General features: G+C 63.5%; 13 protein-coding genes. 7 read left to right on the top strand and 6 right to left on the bottom strand.

Going from position 1 to position 14,358, the window contains the following annotated elements:
• Positions 1 to 71 precede the first annotated feature (71 nt).
• Both kynU and NKI63_RS12220 read left to right on the top strand, forming a co-directional pair.
• Entirely contained in the window at positions 72 to 1,319 is a 1,248-nt protein-coding gene (kynU, locus tag NKI63_RS12215) for a kynureninase (RefSeq protein WP_352821643.1), read from the top strand.
• Between the two features lie 96 nt (positions 1,320 to 1,415).
• A complete protein-coding gene (locus NKI63_RS12220; RefSeq protein WP_352821646.1) occupies positions 1,416 to 2,246 on the top strand; it encodes a hormone-sensitive lipase in 831 nt (276 codons plus the stop codon).
• A gap of 7 nt (positions 2,247 to 2,253) precedes the next feature.
• On the opposite strand, the gene NKI63_RS12225 is transcribed toward NKI63_RS12220, so the two are convergent.
• Genes NKI63_RS12225 through NKI63_RS12245 form a run of 5 tightly spaced genes read right to left on the bottom strand, consistent with a single transcriptional unit; the run spans position 2,254 to position 7,677 of the window.
• The gene (locus NKI63_RS12225; RefSeq protein ID WP_352821648.1) at positions 2,254 to 3,459 is read right to left on the bottom strand and encodes a molybdopterin molybdotransferase MoeA; all 1,206 of its coding nucleotides are present in this window, start codon (positions 3,457 to 3,459) and stop codon (positions 2,254 to 2,256) included.
• Positions 3,459 to 3,959, bottom strand: a complete 501-nt coding sequence (gene moaC, locus NKI63_RS12230; RefSeq protein ID WP_352821650.1) for a cyclic pyranopterin monophosphate synthase MoaC — start codon at positions 3,957 to 3,959, stop codon at positions 3,459 to 3,461. The genes NKI63_RS12225 and moaC overlap by 1 nt, the downstream gene beginning before the upstream one ends.
• A gap of 1 nt (position 3,960) precedes the next feature.
• Complete coding sequence (trpC, locus tag NKI63_RS12235; RefSeq protein ID WP_352821652.1) at positions 3,961 to 4,773, bottom strand: indole-3-glycerol phosphate synthase TrpC; 813 nt, start codon at positions 4,771 to 4,773, stop codon at positions 3,961 to 3,963.
• A 4-nt stretch (positions 4,774 to 4,777) separates the two neighbouring features.
• Entirely contained in the window at positions 4,778 to 5,788 is a 1,011-nt protein-coding gene (gene trpD, locus NKI63_RS12240; RefSeq protein ID WP_352507310.1) for an anthranilate phosphoribosyltransferase, read from the bottom strand.
• Positions 5,785 to 7,677 (bottom strand): peptidyl-prolyl cis-trans isomerase, encoded by a 1,893-nt coding sequence (locus NKI63_RS12245; RefSeq protein ID WP_352507309.1) that lies wholly within the window; start codon positions 7,675 to 7,677, stop codon positions 5,785 to 5,787. The genes trpD and NKI63_RS12245 overlap by 4 nt, the downstream gene beginning before the upstream one ends.
• Positions 7,678 to 7,818: 141 nt before the next feature.
• On the opposite strand from NKI63_RS12245, the gene tpiA reads away from it, so the two are divergent.
• From tpiA to NKI63_RS12270, 5 genes are all read left to right on the top strand, one after another.
• Positions 7,819 to 8,586, top strand: coding sequence for a triose-phosphate isomerase (gene tpiA / locus NKI63_RS12250; protein WP_352507308.1), 768 nt, complete (start codon positions 7,819 to 7,821; stop codon positions 8,584 to 8,586).
• A gap of 162 nt (positions 8,587 to 8,748) precedes the next feature.
• Positions 8,749 to 9,201, top strand: a complete 453-nt coding sequence (secG, locus tag NKI63_RS12255; RefSeq protein WP_254817294.1) for a preprotein translocase subunit SecG — start codon at positions 8,749 to 8,751, stop codon at positions 9,199 to 9,201.
• A 199-nt stretch (positions 9,202 to 9,400) separates the two neighbouring features.
• The gene (locus NKI63_RS12260) at positions 9,401 to 10,516 is read left to right on the top strand and encodes a L,D-transpeptidase (RefSeq protein ID WP_352507307.1); all 1,116 of its coding nucleotides are present in this window, start codon (positions 9,401 to 9,403) and stop codon (positions 10,514 to 10,516) included.
• A gap of 147 nt (positions 10,517 to 10,663) precedes the next feature.
• Positions 10,664 to 12,292: a CTP synthase gene (gene pyrG / locus NKI63_RS12265; RefSeq protein ID WP_352478901.1), complete on the top strand. Its 1,629-nt coding sequence runs from the start codon at positions 10,664 to 10,666 to the stop codon at positions 12,290 to 12,292.
• Positions 12,293 to 12,302: 10 nt separating this feature from the next.
• Positions 12,303 to 12,842, top strand: a complete 540-nt coding sequence (locus NKI63_RS12270) for a DUF1697 domain-containing protein (protein ID WP_352507306.1) — start codon at positions 12,303 to 12,305, stop codon at positions 12,840 to 12,842.
• 29 nt (positions 12,843 to 12,871) lie between these two features.
• On the opposite strand, the gene NKI63_RS12275 is transcribed toward NKI63_RS12270, so the two are convergent.
• The gene (locus NKI63_RS12275; protein WP_254817290.1) at positions 12,872 to 14,329 is read right to left on the bottom strand and encodes an NCS1 family nucleobase:cation symporter-1; all 1,458 of its coding nucleotides are present in this window, start codon (positions 14,327 to 14,329) and stop codon (positions 12,872 to 12,874) included.
• Positions 14,330 to 14,358 lie beyond the last annotated feature (29 nt).

Below are 14,358 nucleotides of genomic sequence, written 5' to 3' on the forward strand. Positions count from 1 at the left end.
AATGGAAGAACAGAAGAACAGTTGATGCGTGTCCGGCGTTGCGTTGGATTTTTTGGGGGAGCAGGCAAATCATGACGGGAATTCCCGATCTCGTGGCCGTAAAGGCGATGGATGCCGCGGATCCGCTGGGCGCGATGCGCGACCGCTTTGTCTTGCCGCAAGGAGTGATCTATCTCGACGGCAATTCGCTAGGAGCTGCTTCACGTGCCGCTTTCGATGAATTGTACAAGGCCGCGACCGAAGAATGGTCGCATGATGTCATCCGCGCATGGAACACGGCCGGCTGGTTCAACATGCCGCTTGAACTTGGCGACCAGCTAGGGCGCCTGATCGGTGCCGCGGTCGGCCAGACGGTGGTCTGCGATACGACGTCGGTCAACATCTACAAGCTGCTGCACGCCGCCATGGCCATGCGACCGGAGCGGCAGGTCATCGTCGCCGAGGGCGATAGTTTTCCGACAGACCTCTACATGGCTGAGGGTGTGGTTTCGACGCGAAAAGATGCGCTGCTGCGCCTCTCGGCGGTCGACGCGCCGACCATCGAGGAGCTGATCGACGATCGCACCGCCGTGGTGCTGGTCAACCACGTCAACTACAAATCGGGCGAACTGCGCGACATGCCGGCGCTGACGCGCAGGGCCCAGGAAGCCGGGGCGATGATCGTCTGGGATCTCTGCCACACCGCCGGCGCGATGCCAGTCGAGCTCGACAAAGCCAACGCCGATTTTGCCGTTGGCTGCACCTATAAATATCTGAATGGCGGCCCGGGCGCGCCTGCCTTCATCTATGCGGCTGAGCGGCATCTTGCCGACATTCAGCAGCCGCTCACCGGCTGGTGGGGCCATGCACGGCCCTTCTCCTTCGAGCCAGGCTATGCGGCCGGCACCGGCATCCGCCGGTTTCTGTGCGGCACCCAGCCGATCCTTTCGATGCGCACGCTGAAGGGCGCGCTCGACATCTGGGACGATGTCGACATGACGGCGGTGCGCAAGAAGAGCATCGCACTGGCCGATCTGTTCATCGAGCTTGTCGAGGCAAAGTGCGGCACTTACGGCCTCACGCTCGAAAGCACGCGCGATGGGGAAAAACGCGGCAGCCAGATTTCATTCATGCATGAGCATGGCTACCAGATCATGCGCGCGCTGATCGAACGTGGCGTGATCGGCGATTTTCGCGCGCCATCGACCATGCGCTTCGGCTTCACCCCGCTCTATGTCGGCTATGCCGATGTCTGGCAGGCCGTCGAAGTGCTTGAGGACATCCTGCGCACCGGTGCGTGGAAGGATGCGCGCTTCGCCATCAAGGCGGCTGTCACTTGAGATCGATGCGAGAGCTGGAATCGTGAGGCTGGCGACGACGCGCCGCGCGATGCTCGCGGCCAGGTTGCAAGGCCATATTGCCAGGGAGGGCGCAGGGTGTTCGAACGTCACATTGCCGATTGGGACAACGCCTATGCCAACGGCGCCAACATAGCCGGCAGCGATCGCTGGCCGGCGGCCTGGGTCGAGCCCGCGCAGGTTTTCCGCGACGCGCTTTTGACCGAGGGCAGGGCGCGGCTCGACCTGGCCTATGGCGACAACCCACGCAACCGGCTCGATCTTTTCCTGCCGGCCACCAAGCCGAAGGGGGTCGTGGTGTTCGTCCATGGCGGCTACTGGATGGCATTCGACAAGAGTTTCTGGTCACATCTTGCCGCGGGCGCTGTTGATCGCGGCTATGCAGTTGCCATGCCGTCCTACACGCTCTGTCCGCAGATACGCATTGGCAGCATCGTCAAGGAAGTCGGCGCGGCGATAGGCAAGGCGGCGGCGATGGTCGCAGGGCCGCTGATGCTGACCGGGCACTCGGCCGGCGGCCATCTTGTTAGCCGGATGGTTACGAGGACGACGCCGCTGGCGCCCGAAGTGGTCCGGCGCGTTCGTCACGTGGTGTCGATCTCGGGGGTGCATGATTTGCGCCCGATCATGCGCACCGGCATGAACGAGACGCTGGCGATCGATGAGGCCGAGGCGCAGGCCGAAAGTCCGGTGCTGCTGCGCCCGATGGAAAAGGCCCGCCTGACCTGCTGGGCCGGCGGCGGCGAGCGCGCCGAATTCCTGCGCCAGAGCGCGTTGCTGGCCAACATCTGGATCGGCCTGGGTGCCGCGACCAGCTCCGTAGTCGAGCCCGACCGGCATCATTTCAACATCATCGACGGTTTGGCCGATCCAGACCATCCGCTGACCCGGACCTTGACCTCGGAGTGAGGCAGGTTCAGCGTAGCATCAGCACGTCGCAGGGGGAGCCCGCCGCCGCAGCAGGCGCGAACGGCGCGCGGACGATCAGCCCGTTGGCATCGGCCAGCATTTTCAGCATCGAGGAATCCTGGATGCCGAACGGCGTCGCCACCAGCGCACCGGCGTCGTCTGTGACAACAGCCCGCACATAATCTTGCCTGAGATCGTTGGCCGGCATGGCAGCACCGAGCCGTGCCCGACGGATATCCTGCTGAAAGGCGCGGCCGCCGAGGCGCGCCAGCAGCGGCTTCAGGAAGAGCTGAGCGCAGACCAGGCTCGCCACGGGGTTGCCGGGCAAGCCGATGCAGCGAATGTCGCCCAGCCACCCGAACATCAGCGGCTTGCCCGGTCGCATGGCGATCTTCCAGAAATCGAGCGTCATGCCTTGCCCGGTCAGCACGTCATGGACGAAGTCGTGGTCGCCGACCGAGGCACCGCCCAGTGTGACGATGACGTTCGCGCCAGCCTTCACGGCCTTTTCAACCAATGCCGCGATCGCCTCCCTGCGGTCCGGCGCGATACCGAGGTCGAGCGCCCGCGCACCGACCGACTGTGCGGCGGCAGCGACACCATAGGCGTTAGAGGAGATGATCTGGTCGGGGCCAAGCTCGCTGCCCGGCGGCAGCAATTCGTCGCCGGTGGCGATGATGGCGACCAGCGGCCGTTTGACCACGCCGACCTCGGGGTGATTGGCCGATGCCGCCAGCGACAAGGCGGCCGAATCGAGCAGGCGGCCTTTGGGCAGCAGGACATCGCCCTTGGCGAAATCGAGCCCAAGGCGGCGGATGTTGCGCCCCTGCACCGTCGGCTCTGTCACTTCGACGCTGCCGCCGCCGAGGTCGCGGACGTTCTCCTGGATAACGATAGTGTCGGTGCCTTCGGGAAGCGGCGCGCCGGTAAAGATGCGCACGGCCTGCCGCTGCTGCACCGTTCCGGCAAAGCCGCGTCCGGCCGGCGCCATGCCGATCACCGAAAGCCTTGCCGGTAGGGACGCGATGTCGGCCGCCCGCACGGCATAGCCGTCCATGGCGGAGGCGTTGAACGGCGGCTGGGTGCGGAGCGCCACAACCGGCTCCGCCAGCACGCGGTCGGCGGCATCCAGCAGCGCGACGCGTTCGCCCGGCAGTGCAACTGCTCCGTCCAGCAGGCGCTCGAGCGCCTCGGCAACTGGGACCAGCGCCATTAGCGGCCTGCCTCGGTGGCCCCGGTGATCTTGTAGTCGCCGGATTTGCCGCCGGTCTTTTCAACCAGCCTGATGCCGGAGATGACCATTGCGCGGTCGACCGCCTTGGCCATGTCGTAGATGGTCAGGCAAGCGACCGAGACGGCGCTCAGGGCCTCCATCTCAACGCCGGTTTTGCCGGTGACGCGGGTCAATGCCGTCACCTTCAGGCCGGGCAGTGCGACGTCCGGCTCGATGTCGACAGATATCCTGGTCAGCAGCAGCGGATGGCAGAGCGGGATCAGTTCATGCGTCTTCTTGGCCGCCATGATGCCGGCAATGCGCGCGGTGCCCAGCACGTCGCCCTTCTTGGCGTCGCCGGCGAGGATCATGTCCAGCGTCTCGGGCCGCATCGCGACAAAACCTTCCGCGACTGCCGTGCGCACCGTCTCAGCCTTGTCGCCGACATCGACCATGTTGGCTTCGCCCTGCGCGCCAAGATGGGTGAGGGCGGCCGCCATCTCAGATCGCCTCTGCCGGCGCCTTGCCCGTCAACAGCAGGCGCGTTGCCGCGGCCACGTCCTGTTGACGCATCAGGCTCTCGCCGACCAGGAAAGTAGCGATGCCGCTCCGCTCCAGCCGGCGGCAATCGTCATGCGAAAAGATCCCGCTCTCACTGACTAGAAGGCGGCCGCTCGGTACCATCGCTACCAGCCGTTCCGAGGTCTCGAGGCTGGTTTCGAAGGTCCGGAGATTGCGGTTGTTGATGCCGATCAGCCGCGACGACAGCCGCAGCGCACGTTCCATTTCCGCCTCGTCATGCACTTCGACCAGCGCGTCCATGCCGAGCCCGAAAGCTATCGCTTCGAGTTCTCTTGCCAACGCGTCGTCGACGCTGGCCATAATGATCAGGATGGCATCGGCGCCCCATGCCCTGGCCTCGTAGACCTGATAGGGGTCGAACAGGAAATCCTTGCGTAAGGTAGGCAACTCGACGGCAGCGCGCGCAGCGGTGAGGAATTCGGGCGCGCCTTGGAAAGAGGGTGTGTCGGTCAGCACCGAAAGGCAGGCGGCACCGCCTTTCGCATAGGCCTTGGCCAGCGCCGGCGGATCGAAATCGGCGCGGATCAGGCCTTTGGATGGGCTAGCTTTCTTGATTTCGGCAATCAGCGCGAACCCGCCGGATTTGCGCCTAGTCTCAAGGGCGGAAAGAAAGCCGCGCGGCGCGTCGGCATCCGTCGCCCGTGCCTTGATCTCGGCCAATGGCACGCGTGCCTTGGCCGCCGCGATCTCGTCGCGCTTGTAAGCCTCGATCTTGCGCAGGATGTCGGACATGGTTTTAACCGTTCGAAATCTCGACCAGCCTGTCGAGCACTTTCAGCGCGCGGCCGCTGTCGATGGCCTGCGCCGCCGTTACCATGCCGTCGGCAAGCGTCGTCGCCTTGCCGGCCACCACCAGCCCGGCGCCGGCATTCATCAGCACCGTATCGCGAAAGGCGCCAGCGGCGCCGCCCAGCATGTCGCGCAGTGCCTGGGCGTTGTGGGCGGCGTCGCCGCCGCGCAACTCGTCCTTGGTGTGACGCGTCAGCCCGACTGCTTCCGGGGTCAGCACAAAGCTGCGTATCTCGCCGCCGGCCAATTCGGCGACCTGCGTTTCGCCGGTGGTGGTGATCTCGTCATAGCCGTCGCCATGGACGACCCAGGCGTGGTCGGCGCCAAGCTCCTTCAACGTTTCTGCCACCGGCATGATCCATTCGGGCAGGAACACGCCGACCATTTGCCGTCTGACACTGGCCGGATTGGAAAGCGGGCCCAGCAGGTTGAAGATGGTCCGGGTGCCGAGCTCGACCCGGGTCGGGCCGACATGCTTCATCGCCGGGTGATGCGCCGGCGCGAACATGAAGCCAACGCCGGCCTCGTGAATGCAGCGGCCGATCGTCTCCGGAGGGATGTCGATTTTGACGCCCAATGCGATCAGCACATCGGCGGCGCCGGTCAGCGAGGACAGTCCGCGATTGCCGTGCTTGGCGACGGGCACGCCGCTGCCGGCGATGACGAAGGCGGATGCGGTCGAAATGTTGACGCTGTGCGAATTGTCGCCGCCGGTGCCGACAATGTCGATGGCGCCCTCGGGGGCTTCGACGCGCAGCATCTTGGCGCGCATGGTGGCGACGGCGCCGGCGATCTCGCTGACGGTCTCGCCGCGCACGCGCAATGCCATCAGGAAGCCGCCTATCTGGCCCGGAGTAGCATCGCCCGACATGATAATGTCGAAGGCCTCGCGCGCCTCCTCGAAAGAAAGAGCGCTGCCGGCGGCGACCTTGGCGATGTGGATCTTCAGTGCGCTCATCTGGCCAGGGCTTGGGTTACGGCCGTCTGATCGATGCGGACGTCATATTGCGTCTGCAACTGCGCTACCAACTGGTCGAGCAGGTCGTCGGACATGCCGGATGTGAAGGATTTCTGTGCGTCCTGGGGTACTGAGCTGGCGTCGGCCCCGGCGGGCTCGAATACCTCGGCAACCTTGAACAAGATCTGTCCGTCGCCCGTGGGCGAGGGGATCAGCCCGGTGCCGCCTTCGCCGACGCCGAACATCGCGGCGGCCCCTTCCTTGCCGAAATCGACGTCGTCAGCATCGCGCTTGACGCCGCGCTTGGTCTGTTTTTCGAGCTTGAGCTCACCGGCGATCACCTCGAGCGTCGCGCCGGCCTTGAGACGCTTCTCGAGCTCTTGCGCTTTTGCGGTGAGCCGTTTGGTGGTCTCCGCCGCGGTCCAGTCGGCCACGACCTTCTGGCGGACTTCGTCCAATGTGCGGTCACGGGCCGGCGTGATCGCGCTCACGTCGTAGAAGACGAAGCCGTTATCGGCGGTGGTGAGACCTTCATTGTCGGTTCCGGGTTCGGATTCGAACACCGCCTTGATGAGCGCCGGCGATTCCGGCAGGTCTTTGACGATGCTTCCATCCGGCCGTTGGCCGGTGCGGTCGATGGCGTCGATGGTGACGACCTTCAGCTTCAATTTGGCGGCTGCCTCGGCGAGCGAACTGCCCGAGGCGCGCGTATCCTCGTAATTGTCGTGCACGTCCAGCAAGATGCGGCTTGCCTCGCCCAGTGCCAGGTCCTTGCGTATCTGCTCGGATACTTCGGCCAGCGGCTTCACCACTTCCGGCTTGATCTCGGTGACGCGCAGCAGAACGGGACCAAATGCGCCTTGTACGACCGGGCTGACCTCATTGACGTTGAGCTTGAAGACGGCGTCGGCGACCGCCTTGTCGGCGATCTTGTCCTTGGCCAGCGTGCCGAGCAGCGTGTCGGCCGGGGTCTTGCCCTCGGCGGCGACGATCTTGTCGAAAGTCGCGCCGGTCCTGAGCGAATCGAGCGCCGCCTTTGCGGCATCAGGCGTCTTGAATACAAGCTGCTCGATGGTGCGCATCTCCGGCGTGGTGTAGCGCGCCTTGTTCTTGTTGTAGTCGTCGCTGACCTGTTGGTCGGTCACCGCGCTCAAATCCATGATGTCTTCCGGCTCGAGCCTGACATAGGAGAACTTGCGGTATTCGGGCGCGGCGTAGGTTTTCTTGTTGTCCTCGAAATAGGCCGAAAGCACGCTGTCGGACGGCGCTTCTATCGGCTCGACAAGCGATTTCGGCAAGGTCAGGTAGTCGATGGTGCGATCTTCGCCGCGATAGAGCGCGACCGCCTTGAAGAATGTATCAGGGGCCTTGAGGCCGTCCGAAACCGCCTCGACGATCTGCTGGCGGACCGCGACCTGGGCGCGGTTCTTCAAATAGTCTTCCGGCCGCATGCCGATCTGCCGAAGCAGGTACTCGAACGTTCTCCTGTCGAAGGTTCCGGCAGGCCCTTTGAACGCCGGGTCTTCACGCGTCAGTTCGGCGAGCCGGTCCTTGGACAGGCCGAGGCCGAGCTTGCGGGCCTGCTCGTCGAGGACGGCACCCGATACGAGTTGCGCCAGCACCTGGTTGTCGATGCCGAGCGCCGTCGCCTGCTCACGGCTGATGCGCTGGCCGAATTGCTGCGACATGACGCTGAGCTGGCGATCATAGGCGAGGCGGTATTCGTTGATAGAGACCTTGGTGACTCCGGCCGTGATCACGGCGTCATGGCCGGCAAGACCGCCCATCAGCCGTCCCGAGATACCCCAGACGGCGAAGCTCAACACCAACAATGACAGCAGCAGTTTCGCGACCCAGGTCCCTGCCGCACTTCTCAACATACCAAGCATGAGTACTTCCGATTTTTGCGCATTTCGCATGCGCCGAGTCTGAAACAAGCGCAATAGCGCCCTTCCTGCTCACTGTCGATTGCTTTGTGGCCTGATTTTGATAGTGAGGGCCAGCTGGAAATTGCCCGGAGAAACAATCCCATGACGCCTGGAATCCGCCCGCTCGTCGCCGGCAACTGGAAAATGAACGGTACCAGCGCCTCGCTCAACGAGCTCAGGATGATCGGCAACGGCTTCATGAGCGGGCTCGACGCCGAGACCGAAGCGGTGCTCTGCGTGCCGGCGACCTTACTTGCGCACGCCGCCGAGATTCTGTCGCGCACACCGGTGCGGGCCGGCGGAGAGGATTGCCACACCGAGGAAAGCGGCGCCTATACCGGCTGCATTTCGGCCGAGATGCTGAAGGATGCAGGAGCCAGCCATGTCATTGTCGGCCATTCCGAATGCCGCGCCGATCGCAAGGAGGACGATGCCTTAGTGCAGGCCAAGGCCTCCGCCGCATGGCGTGCCGGGCTGGTGGCCATCATCTGCATTGGTGAGACAAGAGCCGAACGCGAAGCAGGAGCCACGCTCGACGTGCTGTCGCGCCAGGTCGCTGGCTCGGTCCCGCCAAACGCCACGGCTTCCAACACCGTCATTGCCTATGAGCCGGTATGGGCGATCGGCACCGGCTTGACCCCGACCGCCGCCGACGTCGCCGAGGCACATGCGCATATCCGCGAAGAACTGGCCCGGAAGCTCGGCAATACGGCGGCCAAGATGCGCATTCTCTACGGCGGCTCGGTCAAGCCGTCCAACGCCGTCGAGTTGCTAGGCGTCAGGAATGTCGATGGCGCGCTGGTCGGCGGCGCCAGCCTAAAGGCGGCGGACTTCCTCGGCATCGCGGAAGCCTATCGAAACATCGCTTGATACAAGGCTGCTTGCTGCATTTGAGCGGACGGCCGGCGCCGAAATCGTTGCAAAGGACGCATTGCTTCCCATATTCCGGCCACGGGCTTGGAAATGCCGTCAAAGCATTGTATTGAGCCGCCTCCAAATCAGCGGCCGCACCAGGCCTTGCCAGGATAAATTATGGAAACCGTACTGATCGTCGTCCACCTCATGGTCGTGCTCGCGCTTGTCGGCGTGGTGCTGCTGCAGCGCTCCGAAGGCGGCGGCCTCGGCATCGGCGGCGGATCGGGCTTCATGACCGCGCGTGGCGCCGCCAATGCGCTGACGCGGGCGACGGCGATCCTGGCCGCAGCTTTCTTCGTCACTTCGCTGACACTGTCGATCGTAGCGCGCTATGGCGAAAAGCCGATCGACATTCTCGATCGCGTGCCGGCGACCTCGGACGGGGCAGGCAAGGGCGTACTCAACCAATTGCCCGGAACCACGACGCCGACGCCGCCTTCGGGCACCACGGCGCCGACCCCGCCGTCCGGCAATGGCGCGGCAACGACGCCGCCGGCAACCGCTCCGGCGACGCCGCCAGCGACAAACGGCGCCACCGCGCCGGCCACGCCGCAGGTCCCCAACCAGTAATCGGGCATCTTATGCCGCGATCTGTTGTCGTTTGAACACAGTCGCGGCAAATGCCGCACGATCACGAAGATTCGACCGCACCGCGCGCTTGAGGCGCTTCCGGCTAATCGATTATAGGTTGCACGCGGCATTCTCGGCGTCCTTGGGGGGCGCCGGGCGATGCCGTGGGCAACAAGCATTGAACGATCGGATCTTCCCCATGCAGCTTCGCAGCTTCATTTTTGCCGGCCTTTGTGCCGTGCTCAGCCTAGGTGCGCCCGCTTACGCGGCCATGCCGACGGCAAACTCGGCCCATAAAGCCGCAGCAACAACCGACGTCGTCAACGTCGCTGCCAAAAGCGATGCGGCGCAATTGAAGCTTCTCAAGAAGAAGAAAGATCCGACGCCGGACGACCTTGCGCAGATCCGCAAGATCGAAGCCAAGATCGCAGCCGACAAGGAAGCCGCTCGCGCCAAAGCACTCGAAGCCAGGAAGCTGGCGATGCGGGAGGCGGCGAAAGCCAAAGCCGATGCGGAACGGCAGGCATTCCTTGCCAAGAAGAGCCAGCCGCTCGCGGCGGCGAAGGTGGCTGACGCTACGCCAGCCAAGAAGAAGAAGACCCTCAACATCATCGAACCGATTGCGCCGATCCAGTCGGCCGAGCCGATCCCGGCCGAGGCCATGAACGTTGCCCTGACCGGCAACAATGGCGAGTTGCGCAGCGAACCGGTGGGGCAGAAGCCGCAGAGCGTCGGGCTGTTCGCGGGACTGTTCGGCGGCACAACTTCGTCGTCAATGTCGCTGCTTCCGGAAACACGCGCGCTCGACGCCGCACTCGAAAGGAAGCAGGCCAAGCGGCAGTTCAAGGTCAAGCCGGAATTCGTGCCGCAGGAGGTCGAATTCACTGGCTACAACCCGGGCACCATCGTCATCGATACCAGCGCTCGCCGTCTCTACCTCGTCGAATCATCGTCAACCGCCCGCCGTTATGCCATCGCGGTCGGCCGGGAAGGCCTGCAGTTCAAGGGTACGGTTGCCGTCGGCGACAAGCAGGAATGGCCGCGCTGGATTCCGACGCTGGATATGCAAAAGCGCGAACCCAAGCACTATGGCCAATACAAGGACGGTATGCCCGGCGGCGGCGACAATCCGCTCGGTGCGCGCGCCATCTATCTTTACGACGGCAAGAAGGATACCCACCTGCGCATTCACGGCACCATCGCGCCGCAGTCGATCGGAACCAGCGCCTCCAATGGCTGCTTCCGCATGATCAACGAGCACGTCATGGACCTTTACCGCCGGGTGAAAGTAGGCACCAAAGTCGTCATCATCTGACGCTTTGACAGATCGTGCCAAAAGGGCCGGCCTCGCCGGCCCTTTTGTTTTGATACGCCAACGACCAGAGCGCCTTCTTGGGAAAAAGCCTTCGCGGCGGTTTTTTCTCTGGCGGAATCAATTCGGCCGCGTTAAGCGATGACTCCCATGGCGCGATATGTATTCATCACAGGCGGCGTGGTTTCCTCACTTGGAAAAGGCATTGCTGCGGCGGCCCTTGGGGCTCTCTTGCAGGCGCGGGGCTATCGCGCACGCATCAAAAAGCTCGATCCCTATCTCAATGTCGATCCCGGCACGATGTCGCCCTATCAGCACGGCGAAGTCTTTGTGACCGATGACGGGGCCGAGACCGATCTCGATCTTGGCCATTATGAGCGCTTCACCGGCCGCTCGGCCAACCAGCAAGACAACATCACCACCGGCCGCATCTATAAGAACATCATCGAGCGCGAGCGGCGTGGCGACTATCTCGGCGCCACCGTGCAGGTCATTCCGCACGTCACCGACGAGATCAAGAACTTCGTCCTCAACGGCAATGACGATTACGATTTCGTGCTGTGCGAGATCGGCGGCACCGTCGGCGACATCGAAGCGATGCCGTTCCTGGAGGCGATCCGCCAACTCGGCAACGACCTGCCGCGCAACAACGCCGTCTACGTCCACCTGACCTTAATGCCTTACATTCCGACCGCGGGCGAACTGAAGACCAAGCCGACGCAGCATTCAGTCAAGGAGTTGCGCGGCATCGGTATTGCACCCGACATACTGCTGGTCCGCGCCGACCGGCCGATCCCCAAGGAAGAGCGCAGAAAGCTGTCGTTGTTCTGCAATGTCCGCGAAAGCGCCGTCATCCAGGCGCTCGACGTCCCGCACATCTACGACGTGCCGATGGCCTATCACAATGAAGGGCTGGATTCGGAAGTGCTGGCCGCCTTCGGCATCGATCCGGCGCCGAAGCCGCGCATGGAACGGTGGCAAGCGGTGTCCAACCGCATCCACAATCCGGAAGGCGAAGTGACCATTGCCGTCGTCGGCAAATATACCGGCCTCAAAGACGCCTACAAATCGCTGATCGAGGCGCTGTCGCATGGTGGCCTCGCCAACCGGGTGAAGGTCAAGCTCGACTGGATCGAAAGCGAGATATTCGAGAAGGAAGACCCGGCGCCATGGCTGGAGAAGGTCCATGGCATTCTCGTCCCCGGCGGTTTTGGCGAGCGCGGCTCGGAGGGCAAGATCCTGGCGGCGAAGTTCGCGCGCGAGCGCAAGGTGCCGTATTTCGGCATCTGCTTCGGCATGCAGATGGCCTGCATCGAGGCGGCGCGCTCGCTGGCCGGCGTCGAGCACGCATCATCGACCGAGTTCGGCCCGACCGAGGAGCCGGTCGTCGGCTTGATGACCGAATGGCTGAAGGGCAACATGCTGGAAAAGCGCAGGGAAACCGGCGACCTTGGCGGTACCATGCGGCTTGGTGCCTACCAGGCCGACCTCGCCAAGGGATCGAAGATCGCTGCGATCTATGGCGATACCCAGATTTCCGAACGCCATCGTCACCGCTACGAGGTCAATGTCGACTACAAGGAGCGGCTCGAGAATTGCGGCCTGGTGTTTGCCGGCATGTCGCCGGACGGCGTGCTGCCGGAAACGGTCGAATATCCAGACCACCCCTGGTTCATCGGCGTGCAGTACCATCCCGAGCTGAAAAGCCGGCCGCTCGATCCACACCCGCTGTTTGCCAGCTTCATCGAAGCGGCGGTAGAGCAGTCGCGTCTGGTCTAAACAGCCGCCCATGCAAACTTACGTCGCGCTGCTCTATAGCATTGTTCTGGGCGAGGGGCGGCGGGTCGTCATGTCCGATCTGAAGGCGATGGCCGAAGGCCTGGGCCTGAATAACCCGCGCACGCTGGTGGCGACCGGCAATCTTGTTTTCGAGGCGCAAGAAACAGAACTTGCGGCGTTGGAGCAGCGGCTGGAGGCGGCGTTCGTAAAGACTTTCGGCCGCCACGTGGACATCATCGTGCGCCGCGCCGACTGCTGGCTGGGGCTGGCGGCCGGCAATCCGTTCCCAGCCGAATCGGCTGAGGCCGCGGACCAGGTGGCGGTGCGCGTGATGCGGGCGCCCGTTCGCGACGAGGCCGCCGCGGCGCTTGAGGCCTATGCCGGCAAGGGCGAGAAGCTGCGGATTGTCGGCGGCGACATCTGGATCGTCTTTTCGCGCGAGACGCCGAGTTCGCGGCTGCTTGCAGCGGTCAGTCACAAACGCCTGGGCATCGGCACCTCGCGCAACTGGAACACCGTACGCCGCCTGGCCGAGATGGTCGCAGAATGAACGGGGCGGCTTGCGCCGCCCCGAATCGCTCAAGCTTTGGCTATCCTGGCTCCGGCACCGAGTGCCATCGTGCGCAGCACGTAATAGATGACGCCGGCAATTGCCACGCCGAAGAACCAGCCATAGACGCCCCACCATGACGGCAGCAGGCTGGTGAAGTTGGGCAGGATCGAGGAGAAGACCGCGCCGATACCGGCGGCGATGAAGGCATTGACATGCCAGCCGCCCTGGAAGCGGAATTCGCCATTCTCCCTGTAGAGCGCCTCGACGTCGACCTCGCCCTTCCGGATCAGGTAATAGTCGACCATCATCACGCCGAAGATCGGCCCCATCGTCGCGCCGATGATGTTGACGAACGAGGCAGCACTGCCTTCCCAGGGCGCGAAAGGATAAAGCACAAGCGCTATCAACGCCGCGATGTAACCGCCCTTCTTGAAGTCGATCTGGCGTGGAAAAACGTTGGAGAAGTCAAAGGCCGGCGACACGAAGTTCGCCACCACATTGATGCCGAGCGTCGCCACCGCAAAAGTCAGCGCTGCGAGCGCCGCCAGGAACCAGCTGTCGAACTTCGCCGAGATCTGGTCGGGATGCAGCAGCACTTCGCCATAAACGTCGAAGGCGGCGATCGTGGTGACGCCGGCGACAAGCGAGAACAGGATGAGATTGACCGGCAGGCCCCAGATGTTGCCCTTGCGCAGCGATGCCTTGTCCGGCGCATAGCGGGCGAAATCGCAGAAGTTGAGATAGAGGGCGGAGAAATAGGTCACCCAGATAGCCGCCACCGCAAACAGCGAGGTCCAGGAGCCCGGCGTGCCCGGCACGCCCGCGTCCTTCGTCTTTTCCAGCAGCACATCCATCGGGATGTCGCTGGTGAAGGCGAAGGTGCCTGCCTTGATGCAAAGATAGATGGCCAGGATCAGCATCATCACCCACACCGCCGGTCCGGCCCAATCCTGGAAGCGGCGCACCGTTTCCATGCCCTTCTGGATGATCAGGAGCTGCAGCGCCCAGATGACGGCGAAGCAGATCACCTCGAGCCCGGAGTGGCCGAGGAAATGTGTGCTCTGGTTGAAGTCGGCGAACCACTGCGAGCGGATCAGCAGAGCTACGATCGCGCCTGAGGCAGCCGCCGTCTGCGCGCCGTACCAAAAGCAGGCGACTATGGCGCGCACCAGCGCCGGTATGTTGGCGCCCCAGATGCCGAAGGAGGCACGCGCCAGGACAGGGTAGGGCACCCCGGTCTTCACGCCGGCATAGCCGACCATGTTCATCAATGCATAGATGATCAGCGAACCGATACCGATGGCGATGATGAAGTTGACGAAGCCGCCGCAAAACAGGAACAGGCTGGCCGCCAGATAGTAGCCCCACAGGCTGTGGACATCCGACGTCCAGACGTTGAAGATCGAGAACGGTCCCCAGTTTCGAACCTTCGCCGGGGCGAGATCGTCATTGTACAGGTCCGGTGATGCGCCTTGTATGGTCATTGCTATGTCCTCCCCTCGTTATGGCACGC

Origin of the sequence: Mesorhizobium sp. M0410 (assembly GCF_040321435.1) — a bacterium.
Classification (GTDB): Bacteria; Pseudomonadota; Alphaproteobacteria; order Rhizobiales; family Rhizobiaceae; genus Mesorhizobium.